The organism is Kitasatospora sp. NPDC002040 (assembly GCF_040296785.1).
GTDB lineage: Bacteria > Actinomycetota > Actinomycetes > Streptomycetales > Streptomycetaceae > Kitasatospora.
This window is the reverse complement of record NZ_JBEOXV010000026.1, coordinates 1-26707: the sequence shown is the minus strand read 5'-3', so window position 1 is coordinate 26707 and position 26707 is coordinate 1. Positions and strand designations below refer to the sequence as shown.

The window sequence follows — 26707 nt, the reverse complement described above, 5'->3', positions numbered from 1 at the left end:
AGCACAGGCACCTCACACTAGGAACGCTTGTCGCACCCTACTCCGCCCCACCGGAGCAGGACTGCGGGCCGTCCGCCCACGGACGGCCCGCAGCGACTGCTGAGCTATTCGGCGGCGGTGACCACCGGTGCGCCGGACGCGACGCCGTCGGCCTGCATCTGCTCGGCCAGCTTGAGGGCCTCCTCGATCAGGGTCTCGACGATCTTCGACTCGGGGACGGTCTTGATGACCTCGCCCTTGACGAAGATCTGGCCCTTGCCGTTGCCCGAGGCGACACCGAGGTCGGCCTCGCGGGCCTCGCCCGGGCCGTTCACGACGCAGCCCATGACCGCGACCCGGAGCGGCACCTCCATGCCCTCCAGGCCGGCGGTGACCTCCTCGGCGAGCTTGTAGACGTCCACCTGGGCGCGGCCGCAGGACGGGCAGGAGACGATCTCCAGGCCGCGCTGACGGAGGTTCAGCGACTCCAGGATCTGGTTGCCGACCTTGACCTCCTCGGCGGGCGGCGCGGAGAGCGAGACCCGGATGGTGTCCCCGATGCCCTCGGACAGCAGCGCGCCGAAGGCGACCGCCGACTTGATGGTGCCCTGGAAGGACGGACCGGCCTCGGTGACGCCGAGGTGCAGCGGGTAGTCGCAGGCGGCCGCGAGCTGGCGGTAGGCGTTGATCATTACGACCGGGTCGTTGTGCTTGACCGAGATCTTGATGTCGCGGAAGTCGTGCTCCTCGAACAGCGAGCACTCCCAGAGCGCGGACTCGACCAGCGCCTCCGGGGTGGCCCGGCCGTACTTCTCCAGCAGGCGCTTGTCCAGCGAACCGGCGTTGACGCCGATCCGGATCGGCACGCCCGCGGCCTTGGCCGCCTTGGCGATCTCGCCCACCTTGTCGTCGAACTGCTTGATGTTGCCCGGGTTCACCCGGACCGCCGCGCAGCCGGCGTCGATCGCCGCGAAGACGTACTTGGGCTGGAAGTGGATGTCCGCGATCACCGGGATGTTCGCCTTCTTGGCGATGATCGGCAGCGCGTCGGCGTCGTCCTGGGTCGGCACCGCGACGCGGACGATCTGGCAGCCCGAGGCGGTGAGCTCGGCGATCTGCTGCAGGGTGGCGTTGATGTCGGCGGTGACGGTGGTGGTCATCGACTGGACGGACACCGGTGCGTCGCCGCCGACCGGGACGTTGCCGACCATGATCTGCCGGGAGACGCGGCGGGTGGCCAGCGGCTTGAGCGGCAGGGCAGGAATTCCGAGCGAGATCGCGGTCATGTGCGCAGGGTTCCCCAAATCGAGGTGGTGAGATCCGACCGGGCGCGCCGGTCGACGGGCGCCCGGCGTCCAACGGTACGGCACCGGGGTGGGGCCGGGCACACGTACCTGACCGAATCGGGGTCAGTTCAGGCGGATGGGGTTGACAAGGTCGGCCACCCCCACCAGCACGGTGAAGCAGATGAAGACCGCCGCCACCACGTACGCCGCCGGCATCAGCCTGGCCACGTCGAACGGGCCCGGATCGGGGCGGCGGAACAGCCTGGCGGCCTGGCGGCGCAGCGACTCCCAGAGCGCCCCGGCGATGTGGCCGCCGTCCAGCGGGAGCAGCGGGAGCATGTTGAAGAGGAACAGCGACAGGTTGATCATGGCCAGCACCTGGACCAGGAAGGTCAGCTGCTGGGTCAGCGGCAGGTCCATCGCGAAGACCTCGCCGCCGAGCCGGGCCGCGCCGATCATGCCCATCGGGGAGTCCGCCGGACGCGGGTCGTCGGCGACGATGGCGTGCCAGAGGCCGGGGATCTTGCCGGGCAGCGCGACCAGCGCGGTGAGGCTGTGCTCGGCCATGCCGGCCATCTGGTCGATGCTCCCGCCGAAGCCGAGGTGCTCCACGCCCCGGGCCGGTTCGAAGCCGAGGAAGCCCGCGGTGATGGTCTCGCCCTTGACCGGGTACCCGTCCTTGTCGACCTTGGCGAGGGTGTTGCTGGTCAGCGTCGCGGTCAGGGTGAGCTGCTGCCCGCCCCGCTCCACCACGATCGGCACCGTCTTCCCCGGCGCCTTGCGGATGTCGGCCTGCAGCTGCGGGTAGTCCTTGATCGGGTCGCCGTCGAAGGAGACGAAGCGGTCGCCGGCCCGCAGCCCCGCGGCCGCGGCCGGGGTGGGCGCGGCGTCGACCGGGCACTTGTCGGTCGGCTGGCCGACCGCCACCACGCACTTGCTGACGGCGCTCACGGTGGGCACCGCGACCTGGATGCCGATGAACATGAACAGCACCAGGTAGAGCACGAAGGACAGGATCAGGTTCATGAACGGGCCGGCGAACATCACGATGACGCGCTTCCACGGCTTCCGGGTGTAGAACATCCGGTCCTCGTCGCCGGGCCTGATCTCCTCGTACGACGCCTCCCGGGCGTCCTCGATCATCGAGCGCACGGGCGAGCTGGAGCGCTGGGTGACCCGCCCGTCCGCCCCCGGCGGGAACATCCCGATCATCCGGATGTACCCGCCCAGCGGGATGGCCTTCAGGCCGTACTCGGTCTCGCCCTTCTTCCGGGACCAGACCGTCCGGCCGAAGCCGACCATGTACTGCGGGACCCGGATGCCGAACAGCTTGGCCGTGGAGAGGTGGCCGAGCTCGTGCCAGGCGATCGAGAACAACAGGCCCAGTACGAAAAGCAGGATGCCGACTACCCACATCACCGTTGCCACTGCTGATCCTCCGTCATGCCGCTCCTACGCCCGTACGCCGTGCCGCTGCTGCCGGTCCTGCTAGCCGGCGGCCAGCTCGCGGGCCCGGGCGCGGGCCCAGGTCTCCGCGTGGAGGACGTCCTCCACCGTCAGGGAAGTTCCCGTCGAGTGTTCGGACACCACCTTCGCCACAGTGTCCACGATCCCCGTGAAAGGCAGCCGGCCGGTCAGGAACGCCTCGACGCACTCCTCGTTGGCCGCGTTGAAGACGGCCGGGGCGGTCCCGCCGAGCGTACCCACCTCGCGGGCCAGGTCGACGGCGGGGAAGGCCTCGTTGTCGAGCGGGAAGAACTCCCAGGTCGCGGCCTTGGTCCAGTCGCAGCCGGGGGCGGCGTCCGGCACCCGGTCCGGCCAGCCGAGGCCGAGCGCGATCGGCATCCGCATGTCCGGCGGGCTGGCCTGGGCCAGCGTCGAGCCGTCGGTGAACTCCACCATCGAGTGCACGACGGACTGCGGATGGACCACCACCTCGATCCGCTCGAACGGCACGTCGTACAGCAGGTGGGCCTCGATCACCTCCAGGCCCTTGTTCACCAGGGTGGCGGAGTTGATGGTGACGACCGGGCCCATCGCCCAGGTCGGGTGGGCCAGCGCCTCGTCCGGGGTGACCCCGGCCAGCTGCGCCCGGGTGCGGTTGCGGAACGGGCCGCCGCTGGCGGTGACCACCAGCTTGCGCACCTCCGCCGGGGTGCCGCCCGCGAGCGCCTGGAACAGCGCGGCGTGCTCGGAGTCGACCGGCACGATCTGGCCGGGCCGCGCGACCGCCTTGACCAGCGGGCCGCCGACGATCAGCGACTCCTTGTTGGCCAGCACCAGCACCCGCCCGGCGCGCAGCGCGGCCAGGGTGGGGTGCAGGCCGATCGAGCCGGTGATGCCGTTGAGCACCGAGTGGCACTCCAGCGCGGCCAGCTCGGTGGCGGCGTCCGGGCCCGACAGGACCTCCGGCAGCGGCCGGCCCGCCGCCCCGGCCGCGAGCGCCTCGCGCAGCGCCGGTACGGCCGCGGGGTCGGCCACCGCGACGGTGTGGACGCCCAGCCGGAGCGCCTGCTCGGCGAGCAGGGCGACCCGGCCGCCGGCGGCGGACAAGGCCACCACCCGGAACCGGTCGGGGTTGCGCAGCACCACGTCGATGGCCTGGGTACCGATCGACCCGGTGGAGCCGAGGATCACCAGCTCCCGGGGGCCGGAGGGGTCCTTCACCACGGGGGTGAAGCGCGACTGCGGGTGGGCGAGCGAGTTCATGCGCCCCATTGTGTCCTGAGCGAATGCGCTCCGGGCGCGGGTGCCCCTACATCCAGGCCCAGATCTTCCCGGCCGCCTTCCCGCTCTGCTCGGTCTCCCATTCGAAGACGCCGACCAGGCCCCGCAGTTCCGCGAACTTCGGCGAGTCCGAGGTGAAGACCAGCGAGCCCCGCCAACTGATCGAGCCGTCGTCGTTGAAGCGGCCCAGGCCGAAGCCCTCCCACGTCAGCGAGTCGCCGGTGGCGCTCATCGTGATCCCCTGGCCGCGGCCCTGGAGGGTGCCGTCGGCCCGCATCCGGGCCCGGTAGGTGCCGGTGTCGCGGACGTCCACGCCGAGCATCTGCCCGGTCGCCCGGAACGAACTCTCCATCGAGGGCCCCAGGCCGTGCTCGCCCGGAACGACCCGCTGCACCGTGATCTCGCCCTGCAATTCGCTGAGAAGGTCACCGAGCATGACCGCGCTCCCTTCCGTGAACCCCTGTCTTCCGGACTACGCCGGTGCCCGGCAGGTGTCAAGACACGCCGATGCCCCGCCACCGCAGGGCGGTGACGGGGCATCAGAGCGTGACTAGAGGTCGAGGCCGGTGAGGACCAGGACCTTCTCGTAGGTGAAGTCGCCCATCGCGTACTTGACGCCCTCCCGGCCGACGCCGGAGTCCTTCACGCCGCCGTACGGCATCTGGTCGGCCCGGTACGACGGGGCGTCGCCGATCACCACGCCGCCGACCTCCAGCACCTGGTGCGCCTTGAACGCGGCCTGCAGGTCGTGGGTGAAGACACCGGCCTGGAGGCCGAAGAGGGAGTCGTTGACCGCGGCGAACGCCGCGTCGGTGGAGTCCACCTTGTGCAGCGACAGCACCGGGCCGAACACCTCGGCGGTGGCCAGGATGGCGTCCCCGGGGAGCTCGGCGAGCACGGTCGGCGCGTAGGTCGCACCCTCGCGGGTGCCGCCGACCAGGACCTTGGCGCCCTTGGCGACGGCGTCGTCGACCCAGGACTCGACCCGCTTGGCGGCGTTCTCGTCCACCAGCGGGCCGACGTCGGTGGCGTCCGCGCTCGGGTCGCCGGTCACCTGGGCTTTCACCTTGGCGACCACCTTCTCCACCAGCGCGTCGTAGACCGTCGCGTCGGCGATCACCCGCTGCACCGAGATGCAGGACTGGCCGCCCTGGTAGTTGGCGAACATCGCGATCCGGGTCGCGGCCCAGTCGAGGTCGGCCTCGGAGGACCAGTCGGCCAGCACCACCGCGGCGGCGTTGCCGCCGAGCTCCAGGGTGACGTGCTTGCGCGGCACCGAGTCCATGATCTGGTAGCCGACCTTGTCCGAACCGGTGAACGAGATCACCGGCAGGCGCGGGTCCTGCACCAGCGCGGGCATCTTCTCGTTCGGCACCGGGAGCACGCTCCAGGAGCCGGCCGGCAGCTCGGTCTCGGCCAGGATCTCGCCGAGCACCAGCGCGGAGAGCGGGGTGGCCGGGGCCGGCTTGAGGATGATCGGGGCGCCGACCGCGATCGCCGGGGCGACCTTGTGCGCGACCAGGTTGAGCGGGAAGTTGAACGGGGCGATGCCCAGCACCACGCCGCGCGGGAAGCGGCGGACCACCGCGAAGCGGCCGACGCCGCCCGGGTCGGTGTCCAGGCGCATGGTCTCGCCGTTGGTGCGGCGCGCCTCCTCGGCGGCCCAGCGGAACACCGAGGCGGCCCGGCCGACCTCGCCGCGGGCCCACTTGATCGGCTTGCCGTTCTCGGCGGTGATCAGGCGGGCGATCTCCTCCGTCCGCTCCGTCAGCCGACGGGCGACGTGGTCGAGCGCGGTGGCCCGGACGTGGGCGGGGGTCGCGGCGAGGGCCGGGGCCACGGCGACGGCGGCGTCCAGCGCCTCCTCCACCTGGGCGTCGGTCGGCACGCTGACCCGGCCGACCAGGCTGCCGTCGTACGAGTGGCGGACCTCGAACTCCGCGTCGCCGGTCGCCCGGCGGCCGGCCAGCCAGAACTCATGGGTGGTGGTCACGGTCGTACCGGCCCTCTCTGTCGTGGGGTGTCCTACGACCCCACGGTAGGGGCGTTGCCCGCGCAGACGGATTGGACACGACGGAGTGGTACCCCCGCGCGTTGCTCCAGCGTGTCCGGTCGGACCGTCAGTTCTCGCCCGAGCGCAGCGCGAGCCACAGCTCCATCCGGACGTCGGTGTCGTCCAGCGACCGCCCGAGCAGTTCCTCCACCCGCCGCATCCGGTACCGCAGCGTGTGCCGGTGCACCCCGAGATCGGCGGCGGCCGCGTCCCACTGCCCGTGCCGGGAGAGCCAGGCCCGCAGCGAGGCGACCAGGTCACCGCGCGCCGTCCGGTCGTGGTCGCGCAGCGGCCGGAGCAGGCCCTCGGCGAAGGCGGTGACCGCCTCCTCGCCGAGCAGCGGCAGCAGCGACCCCGCGCCGACCTCCTCGTGGTCCACCGACCGCCGACCGCCCCGCAGGGCGACCGCCAGCGCCCGCTCCGCCTGGGCGAACGCCGTCCCGGCCTCCTCCACCGAGGCGGCCGCCGAGATGCCGAGGGCCAGGCCCTCGTGCTCCTCGACCGCGCCCAGGCAGGCCCGGTGCGCGGCGCCGTTGTCGGGGGCCAGCACCACCAGCCGGGGACCGTTCGGCCCGTCCTCGCGCGAGATCAGCAGCTTCTCGCCGACCCGGGCACCGGCCTGCTCGGCCCGGTCGCCGAGCTCGCCCAGCGCCTCCGGGTCGGCGGTCGGCCCGGCCCCGCCGACCAGGACCCGGACGGTGCCCTCCGGCAGCCCGCCGAACAGCCCGGCCGCGACCTGACGGGCCGTCACGATCTCGCCCGCGAGCACCATGCCCAGCAGCGCCGCGCCCATCCGCTCCTCGGCCTGCCGCAGCTCGCGCGAGCGCTCCAGGGTGAGGGTGAGCAGCGCGACCGCGGCGTTCAGCACGTACCGCTCGGTCGGGGTGATCCGGTCCTCGGTGCCGACCGCCAGGAAGCCGCGCGGGCGGCGGTCCGCGCCGAGCGACTGGACCACCACGTAGTCCTCGTCGGCGGTGTCGATGCCGGGGGCCCGGCCCTGGAGAGCGGCGGAGGACGGCGCCGGGCGGCGGCGCAGCCGGTCCACCTCGGCGGCCAGGCGGCCCGCGCGGCGGGCGGCCCAGTCGGGGGCGACCGCGGAGAGCGCGCCGGAGCCGTCGTAGAGCGCGGCCCAGCCGCCGAGCCGGGCGGCCAGCTTGCGGACCACCGCGGTGGTGCCGTCCTTGCCGAGCGCGGCCCGGGTCAGCTCCTCCTGGGCCTCGAAGCTGGTGGTCACCGCCTCGTACTGCTCGGCGGCCAGCGCGGCCGAGACGGTCTTGCTGATCGCGATGAAGGGGGTCGCCTCGGGCACCCGGATCAGCGGCAGCCCGCGCTGGGCGGCGGCGTCCACCAGGGCCTGCGGCACCTCGGTGTGCGAGAGCCCGACGCCGAGGCCGAGCCCGACCACGCCCGCGTCGGCCAGCCGGTGCACGTACGCCTGCAGCTTGGCGGCGGCCTTGCCCAGCTTGATCCCGGTGGTGAGCAGCAGCTCCCCGCCCTCCAGGAAGGGCGTCGGGTCGTCCAGCTCGCTGGTGTGCACCCAGCGGACGGGCCGTTCCAGCTGGTCCGCTCCGGCCAGCACGGTCAGGTGGAGCGAGCTGCTGCGGACTACGGAGGCAAGTGTGGGGGGCATGGCACCTTCGGGTGTTCGACCAGGCCGCGCCGTTGCGGCCGGGCGAGTTGGGCTTCTGTCCCCATTATGTACGCTCCGGCCAACCCGGCAGACCGAATCATCCGCTCCGTAGTCAGCCGACTCCGCCGGCTCCGCCCGCCGGTCAGCCGCGCAGATCCACCAGCACCGGCGGGACCTGCTCGCCCGTCACCGTGGTCAGCGAGATCACCGCGTGTCCGGTCGGCAGCGCGTGCGCCAGGTCGGACGGGGACCAGCGGTGCCGCTCGACGTCCCGGACGGTGACGCTCTCGGTCTGCGGGGTGGTGCCGGAGAGCGCCTTGCGGGCCAGCCGCCCGGCCCGGCGCAGCGGGCCGCCGGAGGTGTCCGGTGCGTGGGTGACGGCGGTCTCCCGGATCAGGTGGGTGCCCCAGGCCTCGGAGAACAGCCGGCCGTCCCAGGGGGCGATGCCGGGGAAGGCCATCCGGCAGCCGACCGCGCCGAACAGTGCGGTGCGCAGGTTCTCCGGCAGGTCGACCAGGGTGCGCAGCAGCAGGACCGCACCGGCGTTCGCCCCGCGCATCCGCTGCAGCCCGCGCACCGCGTGCGCGTCGAGCGCCGCCGAGGCGTCGTCCACCACCAGACCGGCGAACAGCGCACGCTCCCGGCGCGCGACGGCGGCCTGCACGAACTGCCCGGTGACCAGCCGGGAGAGCATCCGGGCCGCCTCCGGGTGGCTCAGCTCCGGCAGCTTGACCCGGACCCGGAGCGGGTGGTCCAGCGCCCGCATCGCGAAGGCGGGCTTGCCGGGGGCGTCGCCGGGGAAGCAGCCGGCGAAGGCCGGGCGGTCGAGCAGGGCCAGCCGGTCGGCGAGCAGCGCGCCCGGGTCGTCGGCCCGGCCGTGCTGGCGCTCGCGGTGCTGCAGGTCGGACTGGTGCACCGTCAGCTCACCTGCCCCGTCCAGCGCCTGACGCAGCGCCGCCCAGCTGCCGGGCTCGCCGCCGAGCAGCTCGCGCAGCTCCCGCACCCCGGGGTAGCGGCCGTACGCGGCGTGGAACGGGCCGACGGTCTGCTGGAGCGCGGCCCGGGCACTCTCCGCGCGCAGCGAGAGCTCGTCCGGGAGCAGGGCGTCGGCCAGCCGGGCGGCCGCCTCGTCCACCTCGGCGGCGGCGCCGTACAGGTCGAGGCCGTACGGCGAGGCCGGGTCGCCGGGGGCGATCACCACGTCGTACCAGTCGTCCGGGCCGAGGTCGGCCTCGGCCGCGCCGATCACCACGGCGCAGGCGGTGCCCGCAAGGGCCTGGAGGCAGAGCGCCTCGGCGAGCGGGCGGGCCAGCCCCGCGGTCTTGCCGGTGCCGGCCGGGCCGACCGCGAGCAGCGAGGTGCCGAGCAGGGCGGGGTCGAGGGCGAAGCCGGTGGCCCGGTGGCCGGGCGGGTTCTTCAGCACGTCCTGGGCGGTGCCGAGTCTGACCTGACGGGTCAGCAGGTCGTGCCGGTGGCTGCGGCCCGGCAGGTCGCGGGCCTCGGACGGGTGGGCGCAGGCGGCGGCGCCCCGGACGGTGACCTGTTCGGTGAAGGCGGCGAGCAGCGCCGGGTCGCCGAGCACGGTCTCCCAGGCGCGCTGGATCCGGACGTAGTCGACGTCGGTGACCGGCTGCCGGTCCAGCAGTTGGGCGGCCAGCGGTGCGCCGCCGTGCCGCAGCCGCTCCCAGGGGTCGGTCGGCCCGGTCGGCTCGGCGACGCCCTCGGCGGGCTCCTCCTGGGTGACGGTGCGGGCCAGCAGCGGGGCGATCCAGCGGCGCCAGACCTCGGGCCAGCGGCCCATCCGGCCGAACAGCTTGATCACGCCGACCACCACCGCGATGTTCACCACCAGCAGTGCGATCACCGCGGTGGTCGGGGTGAGGCCGTCGAGCAGCCCGGCCAGCCGGGCCAGCCAGAAGGTCAGCCGCACGCCGTACAGGTAGGCGAACCAGGCCACCACCAGGTTGAGCGCGGCCCGCAGCAGCAGCGGCGCGGCCGGGACGGCGGCCGCCTCGCGGTCGGCGATCGAGCTCTGACGGTGGTTCAGCCGGTAGACGCCCGGATCGAGTTCGGGGCGCGGCTCCCCGGCCCAGGCGGTGAGGTCGAAGGGCATCACCCGCTGCGGCGGGACGCCCGCCGCCGCCTTCCCCAGTTCGACCGCGCGCTGCCCGTACGTACCGTCCAGTCCCATCGCGGCCCGCTCCCCGCTCATGTGCCCGCCCCGCCAATGACTACCCGGGCCGCCGCCGGGCGACCCGTCCGGGCTCAATGTAGTGGAGCGGAGGCGGCCGGTAGCCGAACTCGGGCGGCTGGCCGCGCAGGACAAGTCGGACGGCTGACTGCTACCGAGTGGCGCATGCCTGTGCGAGTTTGGCCGCCGTAGCCTGCGAGGACCGCGCCTTGAGATTTGGAGAACACACCATGAGCGCTGCAACGCCGCTCCCGCAGGAGCGCCGCCTGGTCACCGCGATCCCCGGCCCGAAGTCGCAGGAGCTGCAGGCCCGCAAGCTCGGCGCGGTGGCAGCCGGTGTCGGCACCACCCTCCCGGTGTACGTCGCGCGCGCCGGCGGCGGCGTGCTGGAGGACGTGGACGGCAACTCGCTGATCGACTTCGGCTCCGGCATCGCCGTGACCAACGTCGGCAACAGCGCCGCCGCCGTGGTCGCCAAGGCCACCGCGCAGCTGGAGGCGTTCACCCACACCTGCTTCATGGTGACCCCGTACGAGGGCTACGTGGCCGTGGCCGAGCAGCTCAACGAGCTGACCCCGGGCGACCACGAGAAGCGCACCGCGCTGTTCAACTCGGGCGCCGAGGCGGTGGAGAACGCGGTGAAGATCGCCCGCGTGTACACCAAGCGCACCGCCGTCGTGGTCTTCGACCACGGCTACCACGGCCGCACCAACCTCACCATGGGCCTGACGGCGAAGAACATGCCGTACAAGCAGGGCTTCGGCCCGTTCGCGCCGGAGATCTACCGCGTCCCGGTCGCGTACCCCTACCGCTGGCTGACCGGTGCCGAGAACTGCGCCGCCGAGGCCGCCGCGCAGGCGATCGACATCATCAACAAGCAGATCGGCGCCGACAACGTCGCGGCGATCATCATCGAGCCGATCCAGGGCGAGGGCGGCTTCATCGAGCCGGCCAAGGGCTTCCTGCCGGCCATCGTCGAGTACGCGAAGGCGAACGGCATCGTCTTCGTCGCGGACGAGATCCAGACCGGCTTCTGCCGCACCGGCCAGTGGTTCGCCTGTGACGACGAGGGCATCGTCCCGGACCTGATCACCACCGCCAAGGGCATCGCCGGCGGTCTGCCGCTGGCCGCGGTGACCGGCCGCGCCGAGATCATGGACGCCGCACACGGCGGTGGCCTGGGCGGCACCTACGGCGGCAACCCGGTGGCCTGCGCCGCCGCGCTGGGCGCGATCGAGACCATGAAGTCCGAGGACCTGAACGGCAAGGCCAAGCGGATCGAGGAGGTCATGAAGGCCCGCCTGACCGCCATGGCCGAGAAGTTCGACGTGATCGGCGAGATCCGCGGCCGCGGCGCGATGATCGCGGTCGAGCTGGTCAAGCCGGGCACCAAGGACCCGAACCCGGAGTTCACCGCCGCGGTCGCCAAGGCCTGCCACGCCGAGGGCCTGGTGGTGCTGACCGCCGGCACCTACGGCAACGTGCTGCGCTTCCTGCCGCCGCTGGTGATGCCGGAGCACCTGCTCGTCGAGGGCCTGGACATCATCGAGGGCGCGTTCGCCGCGGTCTGATCCGGCTCCGGACGGAGGGGCCCGGTCCGCGCGGACCGGGCCCCTCCGCTTGCGCCCGGCGAACGCCGCCGCTGCCTGCACGTGCACTGGTGAAGGTGCTGTGCGAAACGCTCCGACCCGTCCTACGGGGTGCCGCTCTGACGTACTGTCATGACAGATGGACAGCGAGCCACACTCCACTCCGACAGCCTCCGCCGTTCCCTTGGGAGCGGCGGCAGCCGAGGACCGATCGACCGACCGTCCGGCCCACACCCCCCGGGGCGCACGGAACGGCGATCACCCCAGCCGCCCTGGAGCTCTCCCCCCCGCTCCGGGGCGGCTCTCGCATGCCCGGACACTGCTGCAGCCGTGGCTGCCACTGGCCCTGCTGGCCGTCCTGGCCGTGATCTCCTGGCAGGTCGCCGTCGACGGCCCGCTGCTGGAGTTCGACGTCGCCACCCGGAACGCGGTCCGGTCCGTCCGCACGGCTCTGGGCAGCATCCTGCTCAACCACCTCGGCGCCGGGTTCTCCGATCTCGGCGGCCCCGTCCCGGCGATGCCGGCCCTGCTGCTGTCGGCCGCACTGGCGGGCTGGCTGGAACTCCGGGCCGGGCTGCGGCGCTGGTGGTACCCGCTGCCGGTGGCGGTGCTGGCCGGAGTGCTGGTGCCGCTGCTGATCGTGCCTGCCAAGACCTGGTTCGCCCGGCCGGGCCCGTTCGGCGTCCCGCTCTCCCCCGAGCAGCTCGGCTGGTACCCCTCCGGGCACACCGCCACCTCGGCGATCGCGTACGGGACGGCGGCGCTGCTGCTCGGCCGGACCCTGGACCGGACCGCCCGGCAGTGGCTGTACGGGCTGACGGCGCTGGGCTGCCTGGGGGTCGGGGCCGGGCTGGTGTGGAGCGACTACCACTGGCTGCTGGACGTACTGGCCAGCTGGTGCCTGGCCGGGCTGGTGCTCCAGGGCCTGTGGCTGCTGACGGCCCGGCTCACCGGCCACCGGGCCCGGCTCACTCGCCGGTAGCGGGGTCCTCCTGGTTGCGGTGCACGAGACCGGCCTCGCCGTTTTCGCGCCGCCACTCCACCACCAGCTCGTCCCGGGCGCCGAAGCGGACCAGGTGCCGGCCGACCACGTCCTCCAGCTGGGGCAGGTTCTCCTGCTCGCCCTCGACCACGAGCAGCAGCGCACCCTCCTCGGCGGTCAGGGTGGCGGTGCCGGCGCCGAAGACCAGCTCGCCCCGGCCGGACTCCTCGGACCAGTCGGCCTTGATCTTCCGGCTCATGTGGGCGGCCAGCTGCTTGCCGTAGCGGGCCGGACGGTCGGTGGCGACGCGCGCCTGGGAACGGGACATCTCTTGCCTCTGTCTGCTCGGGTCCTGCTCGACTTCACGAATTTATGTGAGCCTATCTCATGGTGAGTCAAGCTCAAGGTATTTTCGGGATGGCATCCCTCCCGGCTCCGGAACCGCTCCCGATACGCTGGGGCCACCTACTGACCGGGAGTCCGCCCATGTCCACGCCGTCCGCACCGTCTGCGCCGTCCGCGTCCTCCGCGCCGCCCGCCGACACCGCTGCGGAGCTCGCCGACGCGCTGACCCGGGCGATGAAGCGGATCCGCCGGCAGACCATGGCGCGACTGGAGCCGTACGGCATCACCCCGGGCCAGGCCCGCGCCCTGCGGACGCTGGCGCACGCCCCCGGCTGCGAGGGCCGGGAGACCATGCGGCTGAGCGAGCTGGCCGAGCGCCTGCACATCGCCCCGCGCTCGGCCACCACCGTGGTCGACGCGCTGGAGGAGGCCGGACTGGTCGAGCGGGTGCCCGACCCGGCGGACCGACGGGCCGTCAGGGTGGTGCTCACGGAGGCCGGGAACGGCGCACTGGAACGCTTCGCCCTGGTCCGCCAGGAGGTCGCGCAGGAGTACTTCGGGCCGGTCAGCCAGCCGGACCAGGCCGCACTGCTGCAGGCACTGCGGACCGCCGAGCTCGCCTTCGAGCAGAACCGGGCAGGCGGTCCGGGTTCAGCGCGGTGAGGCCGATCCCCACCACCACCAGCACCGTCGCCACCGCTGCCAGCGGACCGAAGCGCTCGCCGAGCAGCAGCCAGGACGAGGACATCCCGAACACCGGCACCAGCAGCGAGTAGGGCGCCACCGCCGACGCGTCGTAGCGGCCGAGCAGGTGGGTCCAGGCCATGAAGCCGAACAGCGTGGAGCCCAGGCCGACGTACAGCACCGCGCCGATCCCGCCGAGGGTGAGCCCGCTGAAGGCCCGCCCGATCTCGGCCGGACCCTCGAACAGCAGCGACAGCCCCAGCAGCGGCAGCACCGGGACGGCGCTCATCCAGACCATCCAGCGCAGCGCGTCCGGCGGTGCCGCCTTGCGGGTCAGCACATTGGACAGCCCCCAGAACACGGCCGCCAGCACCACGATCGCGAACGCGCCGACCGGGCCGTCCAGCCCCCGGTCCACGGCGGCCAGGACGATCCCGCCGAAGGCGATCGCCAGCCCGGCGATCCGCTGCGCGGGCGGCCGCTCGCGCAGCATCACGGCGGCGAACACCGCCGTGAAGACGGCCTGGCTCTGCAGCACCAGCGAGGACAGGCCGGCCGGCATCCCGGCGTGCATCCCGAAGAACAGCAGCCCGAACTTCACCACCCCCAGGGTCACCCCGACCGCGACCACCCAGCGCCAGCCGACCTTCGGGCGGCCGACGAAGAACACCGCCGGGACCGCCACCACGGCGAACCGCAGCGCGCCGAACAGGAACGGCGGGAAGTGCTCCAGGCCGACGTGGATCACCACGAAGTTGACCCCCCAGACGGCGGCGACCAGCACGGCGAGGGCGATGTGACGAGGGGTCATCTGCATGGGTCGAGCATGACCCGGGGCAACCGTGTAGCACCAGCGATGAATTCTTCACCGGACGCTTTAGCATTGCTGCATGATGGATCTGGGCAGGCTCCGCGCACTGCACGCGGTCGCGGTACACGGTTCGGTGGGCGGGGCGGCGGCCTCGCTCGGCTTCACGCCCTCGGCGGTCTCCCAGCAGATCGCCAAACTGGAGCGGGAGACCCGCACCGTCCTGCTGGAGCGTCAGGGCCGGGGCGTGGTGCTGACCGACGCCGCGCTCGAACTGGCCGCCACCGCACGGCAGGTGCTCGCCCTGGTCGAACAGGCCGAGGTGACGCTGGAGGAGCAGCGCGGCCAGGCCGTCGGCCGGCTGGTGCTGGCCGCCTTCGCCACCGGCGCGCGCGGCATCGTGCCCGGGGCGCTCGCCGAACTGCGCGAGCGCTGCCCGGAACTGGACGTCCGGCTGCTGGAGGTCGACCCGTACCTGGCCACCGAGCTGGTGGCCCGGGGCGAGGTCGACCTGGCGCTGGTCCAGGACTGGCCGACCGTCCCGCTGCCGATCCAGGACGGGCTGTCCCGCCTCGACCTCGGCATCGACCCGGTCGACCTGCTGGTACCGGCCGGGCACCCGCTGGCCGAGCTGACCGTGGTGCCGGTCGGGCGGCTGCTCGGACAGCGCTGGATCAGCGTGCCGCCCGGCAACATCTGCCACGACTGGCTGGTCCGCACGCTGCGGGAGGCCGGCGAGGAACCGGACGTGATCTACCAGGTGGGCGAGTTCGAGACCCAGATCGCCCTGATCGACGCCGGGCTCGGGGTCGGCCTGGTGCCCCGGCTCGGCCGGGCCGCGCTGCCCCCGGGCGTGGTCGCCCGACCGGTGGTGCCGGAGCCCGCGCGGCGGGTGTTCGTGCTCTGGCGGACCAGGACCAGCCGGCGGCCCGCCGTCGCGGCCGCGCTGGACGCCCTGCGGCGGCAGTGGAGCTGAGCGGGGGCGGACCTCTTCGGCCGGGTCGCTTCGGCTGGGCCGCTCCGGCGGGTGTCGCCGTTGTCGGGTGTCGCCGTCGTCAGTCGGCGAACCCGAGCACCAACCACATGAACCCGACCCCGAGCAGGGTGCAGAGCAGGGTCGACCGGGACGGGTGCGGGCTGTGCGCCTCCGGCAGGATGTCGGACGTCGCCAGGTAGAGCAGGAACCCGGCGAAGAAGCCGAGGTACAGCCCGAGCAGGTGCTCCGGGATGCTGAACAGCAGCGTGATCCCTGCACCCGTCACCGGCGCCAGCGCGTCCGCGCCGAGCAGGGCCAGCGCGCGACGGCGGTCGTTCCCGTACATCCGGGTGATGGTGTACGTGTTGAAGCCGTCCGCGAAGTCGTGCGCGACCACCGCGATGGCCACCACCGTGCCGACCGTACTGCCCGCCTGGAAGGCGGCGCCGATCGCGAACCCGTCCATCAGGCTGTGTCCCACCAGCGCGCCGGCGGCGGTCAGGCCGACACCCTGCTTGTCGCCCGGTCCGTCCCGGTGGCCGTGGGCGTGGGCGTGCGAGTGGGCGGCGTACTCGCCCTCGTGGCTCCGGTGGATCGCCACCGAGCGCTCGACGATGTGGATCGTCAGGAACCCGGCCGCGAACATCAGCAGCGCCTGCGGCACCCCGTGCAGCTCCTGGGGCGCGGCGTTGATCGCCTCGGGCAGCAGGTCGAACGCGACCACGCCGAGCATCAGACCGGCTGCGAAACCGAGCACCAGGTGCCGACGGTCGCCGGTCCGCTGGGCGACGAAGCCGCCGAGCAGCGTCATCAGAAAGGCACCGGCGGAGACGAGCACCGCGGTCATCGAAGGCCTCCCGCACCTCGCGTCCGGCGCATCCGGCGCGTTCTGCGCGCCCGGCGCGTGGGGCCGGGCGGCCGCGCGGTCCGCTGCCCACGGGCGCAGACGCCCGGCCCGGGCCGCAGATCGCGCCACGGCCCTGACGGCAAGCCTGCTGGCCGACCGGCCCGGCTGCCCGCCGGACGGGCCGTCAGGGTGACGGCGGGTCAGACCGGGGCAGTCGGGTTCAGGCTGGGCCGGACCGAGCCGGCCCCGACTGGTTGCCGCCTCGTCGCCGACGGGCAGCGGCCCCCGGCAGCTGGCAGGCTGGGGCGATGGGCCACCGATTCCTTCACCCAGTGAGCAGCCGGCGGAGCTCCCGCGCCCACGGCACGCCGGAACCGGCGCTGGCCGAACTGCTCGCCGAGTGCGGACTGCTGCGCGAGCTGGCCGAGTCCACCGGGGTGCGCCTGGACGACACCGAACGTTCGCTGGCCGCGCTGGACCAGCTGCTACCCCGCTGGCGCGACGACCCGCAGGTCTCCGAATGGCTCGGCAACGACGCCGGTCTCTACCTGGGCACCGTGCTGCGCCGCACCGTCCCCGGCACCGGGTGGCGGCTCGACCGGCACGACCGCCCGCTGATCGTGCTGCCCGGCGGCCGGGACCTCGACGTCACCGCGCTCGGCCACTCCTGGGCCGACCAGGGGTCACCGCCGCTGGCGACGGCCTACCTCACGGCCACCGACGGCTGACCTCCCCCGGGTCGGTGCGCGCTGCTCCGTGACTCCTGGCTCCGTGACTACTGACTCAGCGATCCCTGGCTCAGCGACCCGCGCCGAGCCGGAGGCCGAGATGGGTGACCGTCAGCTCGCGAACACCGTCGCCGTCGACCAGGTGGATCTGCTCCAGCTCGCCGGCCAGGTCGAGTGCCCGCTCGGAGAACCGGCCCGTGGTCAGTCGCAGCCCCCGGTCCGCGCCCTCCTCCCGGACCGCCTCGGCGAGCGTCCGCAGCTCCGCCTCCTCCACCTGCGTTCCCGCCTCGCTCGGGCCGCCCGGCCGGGAGGCCCAGACCACCCACCGCCCGGGCAGCGCACTGCCCGGCTCCCCCGCTCCGGTCGCCACCAGCCCGGACGGCCCGCGCAGCCGGACGCTCCACTCCGTCAGCCCGCCCCTGGTCAGCAGCTCCCGCACCAGGTACGCGAACTCGTTCGCCGACAGGTCGCTCGCGGACGGCACGGTGCGCCCGGCCTCCGCGCTCGGCTCGACCGGCACCAGACCGTACGGGGCCGGCGTCACCACTGCTCCCAGCTCGCGCAGCCGCAGCAGGGCCTCGTCCTGCTCGGCGTCGGTGTAGATGCCCTCACCGATGCCCTCACCGTGCTCGGCCGCTCCCCCGGGGCCGGGCTCGGGCGGCAACAGCCGGGTGCGGGCCAGCGCGTCCCGGTCGGCGTCCACGCTGAGCAGGCAGAGCGGGGACGCTGACGTGGTGTCACCGCTGCGGAGCCAGCCGTTGAGCACCACGCCGGTCAGTATCTGGTCGGTGTCCACCGCGTCCGCCGCCTGCAAGGCGCGCAGGGCGAGCCGGGCCGCCAGCCGCAGGTAGTCGGAGGCCCGGTCGGCGACGGGCCGGGGCACCGGCTCCACCTCGCCGTCGGCGCCCAGCCGGTACCCGGCCAGCGAGGGCACCACGTCCAGCGCGGGCAGGTCGAGGTCGAGCACGGCGGTGCGGGTCAGTGGGCGGAAGACGGCGCGGCAGGGAGCGGGCAGGTCCTGGGTCGCGCCCTCGGCGGCGGCCAGCGCGCGCTCCAGCAGCGACTCGACCGAGGCGGGCTCGGCCAGCCGGTACGCCCGGCGGCACTCCTCCAGGCTGTCGTTGTACTCCCGGACGGCCCGGGCCCGGGCCTGCTCCGCCTCCTCGTGGGCACGGCGCTCCGCCGCCACACCGCTGTCGGCCGAGGCGGCGGCGCGCTTGGTCCGCCACTCGCGCAGGGCGCGCTGGTGGCTCAGTCGGGCCTGGGCCAGCCCGCGCTGGTACCCGGAGTCGAGCAGCAGTCGGCCGGTGCCCTCGGGCTCGGCGGGGGCGTAGTCCGACCAGCGCGGCTCGGGACCGTCCTCGGCCGCCCCGGCGGTGGGATCGGCACCGGCACCCGCCGCCGGGTAGGGGCGGGGCTCGTAACTGAGCAGCTGGCTCTCGAAGTCCATCGCGGAGACCGGCAGCGCGGCCCGGCGCAGCAGGTCGGCGAGCTGCTCGTGCTCGGCCAGCACCGCCTGTGTCCGCTGGTGGGTCAGGGCCGCCGCCCGGCCGTGGGCGGCGACCTCCTCCTCGCCGGCGGTGCGGGTGGCGGCGGCGGTCGCGCCGCCGCCACCCGGGGAGGCGAGTGCCTCCTCACCACCGAGGTCACGGAAGAGCGAGGCCAGGAAGCCGGGTTGGAGGGTGGTGGCAGGACCGTCCGACTGACCCTCGGGTGCGTTCTGCATCGGTGGTCATTTCCCCCATGCTCGTCCGGATGCTGCTCCGAGCATTCTCCACCGTCAGGCCCGCGCCGGTGGCCAAGAACCGGGACCCCGCCGTCAGTTGGTCCTGGTGTTGGTCAGGTGCAGGCCGATGTACCCGACGTAGATCCGGCCGCTGCCGGAGCAGTCGTCCAGGTAGTGCAGCCGCGGTGCCGTCCGCCCGCCGCCGATCCGCAGGTGCGCACCCATGAACGCGCGCCGGGAGGAGTCCACGCACTCCGGCACCGGGAGCATCCGCTCGCGCTTCCACTTGGTGTGGCTCTCCACCGTCCGGGATTCGCCCCGCACCGCCTTGCGCGGCGGGAACCGGTGGCAGCCGGCCGGGGTGTGCTCGCACCACTGCTTGAAGTCACCACCCGCCTCACCGAGCACCGCGGCCGCCGCGTACTCCTGAAGTGCCGTCAATCCCTCCCAGGTCAGCCGGGCCCAGCCGGTGCCGTCGCACTGGCCGTCCAGGGCGAGGGCCTCCTTCTGGTCGCCGGTGAACTCCAGCAGGGGGAACTCGGCGAACCGGCCGACCAGTTCACCGAAGCTGCCCGGGCTCCCGTCCCAGGGGCGGACGGTGCAGAGCCGCCCGGGCAGGGCCGACCCGGGCGGACGGCGCAGGCCGGTGCGCTGCTCGTCGCCGGCCAGCAGCAGGAAGCGCTCACGGCGCCGGGACCGGTGCAGCGAGTGCCGGACCCGCTGCAACTCGTCCGCCCTGGCCTGCCGCTCGGCGGCGTCCGTGTCCTGCTCGGGCCGGCGCTCGGTGGCCGGGCCCTCGGGGCTCCGGATCTCCGCCGGGGCGCGGTAGACCGGGACGGCGGCCAGCAGCGCGGGCAGCGGCAGATCGGTGGCCAGCCTGCGGGGCTCGCGGGCGAGCAGCGCTGCGGCCCGGCGGACGTCCTCCTCGATCCGGTGCCGGGGCAGCACCGGGTGCCGGCCCCCGTCGGCCCGGCTGGCCGGGTCGACCTCGGGCAGGTAGGTGCGTACGGCCCCGCCGTAGACCTTGTGGTACTCCAGCGCGACGTTGAACAGCGGCAGCGCCTCCTGGTCCAGCAGGTGCAGCGCAGCCAGGCCGGTCAGCTGCCGGGTGAGTGGCAGCAGGGTGTCGGTCAGCCAGCTGCCGGGCGCGGTGGCCGGCGGCAGACTGGCCACCAGCACGGGCAACCGGCGCTCCGGATCGCAGAGTTCGTCGATCAGCGCCTCGACCTCGGCGGGGCGCACCAGCCGGGGCGCCGCGCCGATCTGGGCCGGACCGTCGGTCGCGTCGAGCAGCGGGAGCAGGGTGCGGGCCAACTCGGGGACGGGCACCCGCCCGCCGGCCCGGACGGCCGGACCGGCCGCCAGGTACTCGGCCTCCAGCCGGACCTCGGTGGGGCCGTCCGGCGAGGCGGAGGCGAGGGTCAGAGTCAGCTGGTCGGTGCCGTGCGGAGCGGGGGTACGCAGTCTGCGGCGGAGATATCCGGCGCCGGCGTCCGGGACGGCGGGCAGGTCACCGAAGTCGCGGTCCAGCAGGACCCGTTCGCCGAGGCGAAGGCGCTCGGCGGGGAGGGTCAGGGTGTCCGGCGGGGGCTCGTCGTGGCCCTCCCGCTTGAGCCAGGCGGCCAGCAGCTGATCCGCCAGGGCAGCCACCTCGGCCCGGGGCCGCGGCGTGGAGACCGTCATCCGATAGGGCAGCGGCTGGCCGAACCGGTCTGCGGCACCGGCCGGTTGGCCGGCGGCGGCAGGGGCTGGGCGCTGGGGCGGGGTTCGATCCGGTACGGTGCGCTGCGACGAGCTGTGCTGCGGAGTCATGCGAGGTACCTCCCGTGGTGCGGTGGTTGGGGTCTGACGTCCTCCATCTACGGGGTGGTCGGTCGGCTCCGCGCCGCCCGATACCGGTGCGGGTCCTTGCTCCAGGAAACGCCGATGCCCGGAGTGGAAGTTCCAACTCCGGGCATGGTTAATTCGTTCGAGTGTCATTCGGTTTTCGCTCAGCTCTGCTGGACAGGAGCTCCGACCGTCTCCGGCAGGGCGTCAGCCCGGGCCCACCGGCACCTCGGCGTAGTCCCGGCCGAACGCCTCGGCGACCGCCGATCCGCCGGTGGCCTCGGCCAGCCAGGCGTGAAACCCCGTCAGCTCCGGCTCGGGCACGCCGACTTCGATCCGCACCCCCGCCGCCAGGTAGGAAAGCTCCCGCACCGCGTACCCGGCCGCCCGCAGATCGTTCTCCAGCCGCCCGGCCCTGGTGTGGTCGACCGCCACGGTGAGCAGTGCCACCGGCCGCCGCTCCAGCAGGCCGACCGCGTCCACCGCCTCGGAGACCGCGCTCCCGTACGCCCGCACCAGACCGCCCGCACCCAGCTTGATCCCGCCGAAGTACCGGGTCACCACCGCCACGGTGTCGGTCAGCCCGCGCCGGCGCAGCACCTCCAGCATCGGCACCCCGGCCGTACCGCCCGGCTCGCCGTCGTCGCTGGAGCGCTCGCGCGGCTGCTCGCCGCCGACCACGAACGCGGTGCAGTTGTGCCGAGCGTCCCAGTACTGCTTGCGGATCCCCGCGATGAAGGCCTGCGCCTGCTCCTCGTCGGTGACCCGGGCCAGGTGGCAGATGAAGCGGGACTTCTTGATCTCCAGCTCGTGCACGCCGGAACCCCGAACGGTCAGGTAGGGCTTCGGGTTCGGGCTCGGGTCCGGCATGGGGCGGGGGTTCTCCAGACACACGAAGAAGCTGGTGGGGACCGGTCGGTCCCCACCAGCTTAACGAGCGTTCCCGGCCGTCCCGCCGGTCGGTGAGCCGCCGGTCAGCGTCCGGCGAGGGCGTCGAGCTGCGTGCGGTCCAGGCCGGTCAGCCCGGTGACCTCGGCGAGGTCGACGGCACCGCAGTCCAGGCCGCGCAGCACGTAGCCGCTGAGCGCACGGGCGGTGGCGGGCTCGTCCATCACGTCGCCGCCGGCCTTGGCGACGTACGCCGCCAGCCGCGCCGAGGCGGCCTTGAGGCCCTCGCGGTAGAAGGCGTACACCGCGACGTAGCGGGTCGGCAGGTGGGCCGGGTGCATGTCCCAGCCCTGGTAGTACGCGCGGGCCAGCGAGCGCCGGACCAGGTCGTGGTGCAGCTTCCAGGCCGCGTGCACCTGCTCGGTCGGGCCGGTCGGGATGACGTTGGTCGAACCGTCGGAGAGCCGGACGCCCGTACCGGCGGCGGCCACCTGCATGACCGCCTTGGCGTGGTCGGCGACCGGGTGGTCCATGCTCTGGTAGGCGGCGCTGACGCCGCAGGACGCGCTGTAGTCGAAGGTGCCGTAGTGCAGACCGGTGGCCCGGCCCTCGGCCGCCTCGATCATCCGGGCCACGGTGGCGCGGCCGTCGGCGCCGAGGATCGCCTGGGTGGTCTCGATCTGGATCTCGAAGCCGATCCGCCCGGCAGGCAGCCCGGCCCGCTGCTCGAAGTCCTCCAGCAGCCGGACCAGCGCGGTGACCTGCTCGGCGTAGGTCACCTTCGGCAGCGTGAGCACCAGGCCCTCGGGCAGCCCGCCCTCGGCCAGCAGCGTGGACAGGAACAGCTCCAGCGTGCGGATGCCGCGGTCGCGGACCGCCGCCTCCATGCACTTGATCCGGATCCCGATGTACGGCGGGGCGCTGCCGTCGGCCACGGCGGCCGCGATCAGGCGGGCGGAGCGGACCGCCGCCTCGTCCTCCTCCGCGTCGGGGCGCGGGCCGTAGCCGTCCTCGAAGTCGATCCGCAGGTCCTCGACCGGCTCGCGCTCCAGCTTCGCGCGGACCCGGGCGTGCACGTCGGCCAGCAGCTCGTCGTCCGCGACACCGAGTGCCTGGGCCAACTGGGCCGGGGTGGCGGCGTGCGCGTCGAAGGCGGCCAGCGCCTGGGCGCCCCAGCTGCGGACGGTGTCGGCGTCGAAGGCGTCGGCCGGCACGTAGACGGTGTGCACCGGCTGGCGGCTGCCGTCGTCGCCGGGGTAGCGCCGGGTCAGCTCGGCGTCGACCGGAACGAGCAGCGCCTCCACGGCGGCCCGGGCGGTCTCGGAGAACGAGGCGCCGCCCCCGGACTTGCTACCGTCCTGCTTGGCCTGCGACATGCCGAATCCTCCACGCCTTCAACAGATTGTTGATGTGAAGGTAGTGGCGGCGCACTCGGGCCGTCAATGGCCGATCCTCCGGCGAACCTCAGTCCCGACCGGCTGCGATGTAACGTTCCTCCAGGTGGGACCAGAGACGCTCGACGTCCTTGGGGCTCACCGAACCGTCCGGACGACTGCCCACGACGTCGTACTCCCGGGTGAGGAACTCCGCCAGACGCTGCGGGTCGGGCTGGTGCTCGAACCGGTCCATGTACGTGGTCAACGCCTCGTACGCCAGCTCCGGATCCAGCGGCTCGACCGCCGTACGACGCTCCGTCGGAACAGCCTCCTCGGCCTCCACCACGTCGTCGAAGGTCAGCGGCTCCACCACGGACGGCTCCGCCTGCGGCACGATCTGCTCCAACCGCACCGGGCGCGGGCGGGGCGCCTGCACCTGCTGCGGCTCCTCGGCCTGTGCCTGTGACTGCGTCTGTGTCTGCGCCCGGAACTGACGCGGCGTCGGCTGCTCGGCGGGTTCCTCCGCCGGGCGGGTCGGACGCGGCGCCTTGAACCACGGCGAAGGCTGGCCGGGCACCCGGGCCGTGTGCACCGGCTCGGTCGGCTGGGCGTGCGAGCGGACCGCGCGCGCCGTCCACACATTCAGCTCGGACTGGGTCGGCGCCGGGGTCTCCACCGCCGCAGCCGGATCCTGCGCGTCACGCAGCCGAACGGCCGCCAGCTTGGCCAGCGTCGGCCCGGCCAACGCGGCCGCCACCGCCACCTGCGGCTTCTCCTCCACCGCTTCCACCGGCGGCACGGCAGCGCGGACCTGAGCCTGCACCACCGGCTCGACCTGCACCTGTGCCGGTGCCTGTGCCGGCTCCAACCGGGCCAGCGGGACACCCTCCAGCGGACCGTCGATCCGGTCCAGGATGCTCGGGTCCAGCGGCACACCGTACTTGGCGAGCTTCAACGGCAGCAGCGCCTGGAACGGTGCGGACCGCCGCCAGCCGCGCCCGTACCTGAACCGCAGCTGCGCCCGGTACACCAGCCGGTTCTGCTCCAGCCGGACGGTCTCGTCGTACGAGCGCAGCTCCCAGAGCTTCATCCGCCGCCAGAGCCGGAAGGTCGGCACCGGTGAGAGCAGCCAACGCATCAGCCGGACCGACTCCATGTGCCGGTCCGCGGTGATCGCCGCGATCCGGCCGACCGCGTGCCGGGAGGCCTCGACCACCACGACGAAGAGCACCGGAATGACCGCGTGCATCGCCATCCCGAGCGCATCGCCCCAGGAGGCCGCCGCGTTGAACGCGATGGTGGCGGCCGTCAGCAGCCAGGCCGTCTGCCGCAGCAGCGGGAACGGGATACGCAGCCAGGTCAGCACCAGGTCCAGCGAGAGCAGCACCACGATGCCCGCGTCCACACCGATCGGGAAGGCGTACGAGAAGGACCCGAAGCCCTTCTCCATCGCCAGCTCGCGCACCGCGTTGTAGGACCCGGCGAAGCCGATCCCCGAAATCAGGCAGGCCCCGGCGGCGACCACACCGAGCAGGATCCGGTGGGCGCGGGTGAGAGTTGGACGTGCCATGAGAAGATCCACCCCTGGGGCTGGGAGTCGGCGGCTGCCGTACGCGACCGTTGCTGCCGGATCGACCCTTGCCCAGGAGCGGGATGACCGCACCAGCGACCGTCACGGCCCACCGGATACTACTCGTACGGGCGTTCCACCCGCCGCATCGCCCCTGGGCTACTAAAGCTCCGTCGGAGTGCCGTTGAGGTGTGCCAACACTGCCTGCACCCGCCGGTTGGCGTCCTCTGCGGGGGCGAGCTCCAACTTCGTGAAGATATTGGCAATGTGTTTGGCCACCGCACCATCACTGACGACCAGTTTGCTCGCAATCGCCGAGTTGGAGCACCCCTCCGCCATCAGCCCGAGCACCTCCCGCTCCCGCGGCGACAGGGCCTGCAGGCGCTGCGAACGCGACTGGCTCGCCAGCAACTTGGCAATCACGTCCGGGTCCATCGCCGTGCCGCCGGCCGCCACCCGGCGGACCGCGTCGATGAACTGGTCCGCGTTGAACACCCGGTCCTTGAGCAGGTAGCCGACCCCGCCCGTCCCGTCCGCCAGCAACTCCCGTGCGTAGAGCTGCTGCACATGCTGCGACACCACCAGCACCGGCAACCCGGGAATCTCCCGGCGGGCCGCCAACGCCGCCTGGAGTCCCTCGTCCGTCAGCGTCGGCGGCAGCCGGACGTCCACCACCGCCACGTCCGGCCGATGCTCCAGCAGTGCTGCCAACAACTCGGGCCCGGTCTCCACTGCCGCCGCGATGGTGAACCCGTGTGCCTCCAGAAGTCGGATCAGCCCTTCTCGAAGGAGGTAGAGGTCCTCGGCGAGGACAACGCGCACGGCAGCTCCATGGTGATGGTGGTCGGGCCGCTCTGCGGACTGCTGAGCGAGAGGACACCGTCGAAGGTACCCAACCTCCGCTCTATCCCGCGCAGTCCACTCCCCCGCTCCGGCGCCGCTCCGCCCCTCCCGTCGTCCGTCACGGTCACCCGGAGCCGCCCGGCGCGGTACAGGATGTCCACCCAGACGTGCCGGGCGCCCGAGTGCTTCGCGGCATTGGCCAGCAGCTCACAGACCGAGAAGTAGACCGCCGCCTCCACCGGGGCCTCCGGACGTGCGGGCAGACTGACCGTCACCTCCGTCTCCTGCGCACTGTCCAGTGCCAGGGCGCGGACGGCATCACCGAGGCCCCGCTCCGCCAGCACCGGCGGGTGAATGCCCCGGACCAGGTCCCGGAGCTCCTGCAGCGCCTTCGCCGAGGACTGCCGTGCGTCCGCGAGCAGTTGGCGCGCCGCCCCGGGATCGCTGTCCAACAGGTGCTCGATGGTGCCGAGCGTCATGCCGATCGCCACCAGCCTGGCCTGCGCCCCGTCGTGCAGATCCCGCTCGATCCGCCGCAACTCGGCCGCCTGGTCGCCGACCGCGTCCGCTCTGGTCACCGTCAGCTCGGCGACCCGACGGGTCAGTTGGATGTTCGACGCCCGACCCTGCGGGTCCAGAATCCGGCGTGCCAGGTCGGCATGCACGGTGAGCGCGTACGGCAGCAGGGCAACGGCCGCCAGCACCATGGCCGCACTGAGCAGGAACGAGATGAAGAGCGACCCGGCCCCAGGGCCGATCTCCCCGTACGTCCGGGAGTCGGCCGGTGCGGAGAGCCCGAAGATCACACCACCCATCAGCAGCCCCACCACGGGACCGATCAGCACCAGCACCGCCACCGGGTTGACCAGCAGCCAGACCATCTCCGCTCGCGTGGTCTGGTCCCGCAGCGACCAGTGCAGCACCTGCGCGAGGCGGGCGACGCTCCGACTCCGGTGGTATGAGTAGCCCGTCCACCAGTACCCGCGCGAGTCCATCTCCAGGGGCGGCCGGTCGGTGTACGACACCGCCATCCGCACCTGACACCACCGCTCGACCTGCGACCGGGTCCACCCCGCACTGAGCCGCACCGCCGGCGCCGCCATGACCAGCGCGGTCAGCACCCCCACCCCCACCGTGATCAGTGCCGCCAGATCGCTGGACCCGAGCAACGCGATCGTCCCGGCACCGACGAAGACCGCCCCGAAGAACGGCACCAGCACACCCGGCACGGAACTGACCAGCACAGCACCCGCCCAACCGAGGGAGCTGAACCCCGTCCTGAACAGCGACCTGATCGACTCGGGTCGCTGCGTCATGCTCTTCGGGGGGCTGGCGGTTGTCACCGTGGGCTCCTGTGGGGACTGGGACTGCTGGCTCGACTGACGGTAATCAGTGTTGCCCGGAGGGCCCGGCTCTCGCACTGGTCATCTCTCCCTACTTCGGGGTGGACCTAACACCACCCCTGGTCGGCCGGCTCCGGCCGGCCCGTCCTGGCCCGTTCTGGTCCGGAAATGCGAAAAGGCCCCCCGGCATAAGCCGGGAGGCCTTCTCTGAATTATTGTTCGGCGGCGTCCTACTCTCCCACAGGGTCCCCCCTGCAGTACCATCGGCGCTATGAGGCTTAGCTTCCGGGTTCGGAATGTAACCGGGCG

22 protein-coding genes and 1 rRNA gene are annotated in these 26707 nt (G+C 73.1%); 5 read left to right on the top strand and 18 right to left on the bottom strand.

The features are described 5' to 3' along the window. Positions 1-104: 104 nt before the first annotated feature. From ispG to ABT118_RS30935, 7 genes are all read right to left on the bottom strand, one after another. Positions 105-1265, bottom strand: coding sequence for a flavodoxin-dependent (E)-4-hydroxy-3-methylbut-2-enyl-diphosphate synthase (gene ispG, locus ABT118_RS30965; RefSeq protein ID WP_350676763.1), 1161 nt, complete (start codon positions 1263-1265; stop codon positions 105-107). Between the two features lie 123 nt (positions 1266-1388). Further along, on the bottom strand, positions 1389-2693 hold the full coding sequence (locus ABT118_RS30960) for a M50 family metallopeptidase (protein ID WP_350676756.1): 1305 nt from the start codon (positions 2691-2693) through the stop codon (positions 1389-1391). Positions 2694-2753: 60 nt separating this feature from the next. Beyond that, complete coding sequence (gene dxr / locus ABT118_RS30955) at positions 2754-3974, bottom strand: 1-deoxy-D-xylulose-5-phosphate reductoisomerase (protein WP_350676753.1); 1221 nt, start codon at positions 3972-3974, stop codon at positions 2754-2756. A gap of 46 nt (positions 3975-4020) precedes the next feature. After that, positions 4021-4428, bottom strand: a complete 408-nt coding sequence (locus ABT118_RS30950) for a hypothetical protein (RefSeq protein ID WP_350676748.1) — start codon at positions 4426-4428, stop codon at positions 4021-4023. A 114-nt stretch (positions 4429-4542) separates the two neighbouring features. After that, entirely contained in the window at positions 4543-5985 is a 1443-nt protein-coding gene (locus ABT118_RS30945) for an aldehyde dehydrogenase family protein (protein ID WP_350676743.1), read from the bottom strand. 127 nt (positions 5986-6112) lie between these two features. Next, positions 6113-7675: a PucR family transcriptional regulator gene (locus ABT118_RS30940; RefSeq protein WP_350676736.1), complete on the bottom strand. Its 1563-nt coding sequence runs from the start codon at positions 7673-7675 to the stop codon at positions 6113-6115. 142 nt (positions 7676-7817) lie between these two features. Beyond that, on the bottom strand, positions 7818-9866 hold the full coding sequence (locus ABT118_RS30935) for a type IV secretory system conjugative DNA transfer family protein (RefSeq protein ID WP_350676728.1): 2049 nt from the start codon (positions 9864-9866) through the stop codon (positions 7818-7820). A 230-nt stretch (positions 9867-10096) separates the two neighbouring features. Between ABT118_RS30935 and gabT the strand changes: the two genes are divergently transcribed. Together gabT and ABT118_RS30925 are read left to right on the top strand one after the other, a co-directional pair. Next, complete coding sequence (gene gabT / locus ABT118_RS30930; protein ID WP_350676723.1) at positions 10097-11437, top strand: 4-aminobutyrate--2-oxoglutarate transaminase; 1341 nt, start codon at positions 10097-10099, stop codon at positions 11435-11437. 382 nt (positions 11438-11819) lie between these two features. Beyond that, on the top strand, positions 11820-12437 hold the full coding sequence (locus tag ABT118_RS30925) for a phosphatase PAP2 family protein (RefSeq protein WP_350676719.1): 618 nt from the start codon (positions 11820-11822) through the stop codon (positions 12435-12437). On the opposite strand, the gene ABT118_RS30920 is transcribed toward ABT118_RS30925, so the two are convergent. After that, a complete protein-coding gene (locus tag ABT118_RS30920) occupies positions 12424-12765 on the bottom strand; it encodes a DUF2218 domain-containing protein (protein WP_350676712.1) in 342 nt (113 codons plus the stop codon). The two genes, ABT118_RS30925 and ABT118_RS30920, sit on opposite strands and share 14 nt — an antisense overlap. 158 nt (positions 12766-12923) lie before the next feature. On the opposite strand from ABT118_RS30920, the gene ABT118_RS30915 reads away from it, so the two are divergent. Next, complete coding sequence (locus ABT118_RS30915) at positions 12924-13445, top strand: MarR family winged helix-turn-helix transcriptional regulator (RefSeq protein WP_350676707.1); 522 nt, start codon at positions 12924-12926, stop codon at positions 13443-13445. On the opposite strand, the gene ABT118_RS30910 is transcribed toward ABT118_RS30915, so the two are convergent. Beyond that, entirely contained in the window at positions 13348-14277 is a 930-nt protein-coding gene (locus ABT118_RS30910) for an EamA family transporter (protein WP_350676925.1), read from the bottom strand. The two genes, ABT118_RS30915 and ABT118_RS30910, sit on opposite strands and share 98 nt — an antisense overlap. Positions 14278-14356: 79 nt before the next feature. Between ABT118_RS30910 and ABT118_RS30905 the strand changes: the two genes are divergently transcribed. Continuing rightward, positions 14357-15250, top strand: a complete 894-nt coding sequence (locus ABT118_RS30905) for a LysR family transcriptional regulator (protein WP_350676704.1) — start codon at positions 14357-14359, stop codon at positions 15248-15250. 79 nt (positions 15251-15329) lie between these two features. Here the strand turns inward: ABT118_RS30905 and ABT118_RS30900 are convergent, their stop codons facing one another. Beyond that, on the bottom strand, positions 15330-16097 hold the full coding sequence (locus ABT118_RS30900) for a ZIP family metal transporter (RefSeq protein ID WP_350676695.1): 768 nt from the start codon (positions 16095-16097) through the stop codon (positions 15330-15332). Positions 16098-16405: 308 nt separating this feature from the next. Between ABT118_RS30900 and ABT118_RS30895 the strand changes: the two genes are divergently transcribed. Continuing rightward, a complete protein-coding gene (locus tag ABT118_RS30895) occupies positions 16406-16825 on the top strand; it encodes a DUF6278 family protein (protein WP_502884737.1) in 420 nt (139 codons plus the stop codon). A gap of 70 nt (positions 16826-16895) precedes the next feature. Here ABT118_RS30895 and ABT118_RS30890 read toward each other — a convergent pair whose 3' ends face one another. The 8 genes from ABT118_RS30890 to rrf all read right to left on the bottom strand — a co-directional run. After that, complete coding sequence (locus ABT118_RS30890) at positions 16896-18551, bottom strand: restriction endonuclease (protein WP_350676682.1); 1656 nt, start codon at positions 18549-18551, stop codon at positions 16896-16898. Positions 18552-18644: 93 nt separating this feature from the next. Continuing rightward, positions 18645-20234, bottom strand: a complete 1590-nt coding sequence (locus ABT118_RS30885) for a hypothetical protein (protein WP_350676678.1) — start codon at positions 20232-20234, stop codon at positions 18645-18647. 351 nt (positions 20235-20585) lie between these two features. Continuing rightward, positions 20586-21248 carry a YigZ family protein gene (locus ABT118_RS30880; protein WP_350676674.1) on the bottom strand — a complete coding sequence of 221 codons (663 nt, stop codon included), beginning with the start codon at positions 21246-21248 and terminating at the stop codon, positions 20586-20588. A gap of 104 nt (positions 21249-21352) precedes the next feature. Then, complete coding sequence (locus ABT118_RS30875; protein ID WP_350676667.1) at positions 21353-22642, bottom strand: DUF6986 family protein; 1290 nt, start codon at positions 22640-22642, stop codon at positions 21353-21355. 88 nt (positions 22643-22730) lie between these two features. Next, a complete protein-coding gene (locus tag ABT118_RS30870; RefSeq protein ID WP_350676659.1) occupies positions 22731-24212 on the bottom strand; it encodes a DUF2637 domain-containing protein in 1482 nt (493 codons plus the stop codon). A gap of 162 nt (positions 24213-24374) precedes the next feature. Continuing rightward, entirely contained in the window at positions 24375-25034 is a 660-nt protein-coding gene (locus ABT118_RS30865; protein WP_350676655.1) for a response regulator transcription factor, read from the bottom strand. Next, the gene (locus tag ABT118_RS30860) at positions 24986-26398 is read right to left on the bottom strand and encodes a sensor histidine kinase (protein WP_350676650.1); all 1413 of its coding nucleotides are present in this window, start codon (positions 26396-26398) and stop codon (positions 24986-24988) included. Before ABT118_RS30860 ends, ABT118_RS30865 begins: the two co-directional genes overlap by 49 nt. Before the next feature lie 217 nt (positions 26399-26615). Continuing rightward, positions 26616-26707: ribosomal RNA gene (gene rrf, locus ABT118_RS30855) — 5S ribosomal RNA — on the bottom strand; the annotation flags it as partial.

Excerpts from the sequence above, each read along its gene's own strand:
- ispG (WP_350676763.1), bottom strand. The coding sequence starts at position 1,265 with ATGACCGCGATCTCGCTCGGAATTCCTGCCCTGCCGCTCAAGCCGCTG.
- dxr (WP_350676753.1), bottom strand. The coding sequence starts at position 3,974 with ATGAACTCGCTCGCCCACCCGCAGTCGCGCTTCACCCCCGTGGTGAAG.
- ABT118_RS30950 (WP_350676748.1), bottom strand. The coding sequence starts at position 4,428 with ATGCTCGGTGACCTTCTCAGCGAATTGCAGGGCGAGATCACGGTGCAG.
- ABT118_RS30940 (WP_350676736.1), bottom strand. The coding sequence starts at position 7,675 with ATGCCCCCCACACTTGCCTCCGTAGTCCGCAGCAGCTCGCTCCACCTG.
- ABT118_RS30935 (WP_350676728.1), bottom strand. The coding sequence starts at position 9,866 with ATGGGACTGGACGGTACGTACGGGCAGCGCGCGGTCGAACTGGGGAAG.
- gabT (WP_350676723.1), top strand. The coding sequence starts at position 10,097 with ATGAGCGCTGCAACGCCGCTCCCGCAGGAGCGCCGCCTGGTCACCGCG.
- ABT118_RS30920 (WP_350676712.1), bottom strand. The coding sequence starts at position 12,765 with ATGTCCCGTTCCCAGGCGCGCGTCGCCACCGACCGTCCGGCCCGCTAC.
- ABT118_RS30915 (WP_350676707.1), top strand. The coding sequence starts at position 12,924 with ATGTCCACGCCGTCCGCACCGTCTGCGCCGTCCGCGTCCTCCGCGCCG.
- ABT118_RS30910 (WP_350676925.1), bottom strand. The coding sequence starts at position 14,277 with ATGACCCCTCGTCACATCGCCCTCGCCGTGCTGGTCGCCGCCGTCTGG.
- ABT118_RS30905 (WP_350676704.1), top strand. The coding sequence starts at position 14,357 with ATGATGGATCTGGGCAGGCTCCGCGCACTGCACGCGGTCGCGGTACAC.
- ABT118_RS30900 (WP_350676695.1), bottom strand. The coding sequence starts at position 16,097 with ATGACCGCGGTGCTCGTCTCCGCCGGTGCCTTTCTGATGACGCTGCTC.
- ABT118_RS30895 (WP_502884737.1), top strand. The coding sequence starts at position 16,406 with ATGGGCCACCGATTCCTTCACCCAGTGAGCAGCCGGCGGAGCTCCCGC.
- ABT118_RS30890 (WP_350676682.1), bottom strand. The coding sequence starts at position 18,551 with ATGCAGAACGCACCCGAGGGTCAGTCGGACGGTCCTGCCACCACCCTC.
- ABT118_RS30885 (WP_350676678.1), bottom strand. The coding sequence starts at position 20,234 with ATGACGGTCTCCACGCCGCGGCCCCGGGCCGAGGTGGCTGCCCTGGCG.
- ABT118_RS30880 (WP_350676674.1), bottom strand. The coding sequence starts at position 21,248 with ATGCCGGACCCGAGCCCGAACCCGAAGCCCTACCTGACCGTTCGGGGT.
- ABT118_RS30875 (WP_350676667.1), bottom strand. The coding sequence starts at position 22,642 with ATGTCGCAGGCCAAGCAGGACGGTAGCAAGTCCGGGGGCGGCGCCTCG.
- ABT118_RS30870 (WP_350676659.1), bottom strand. The coding sequence starts at position 24,212 with ATGGCACGTCCAACTCTCACCCGCGCCCACCGGATCCTGCTCGGTGTG.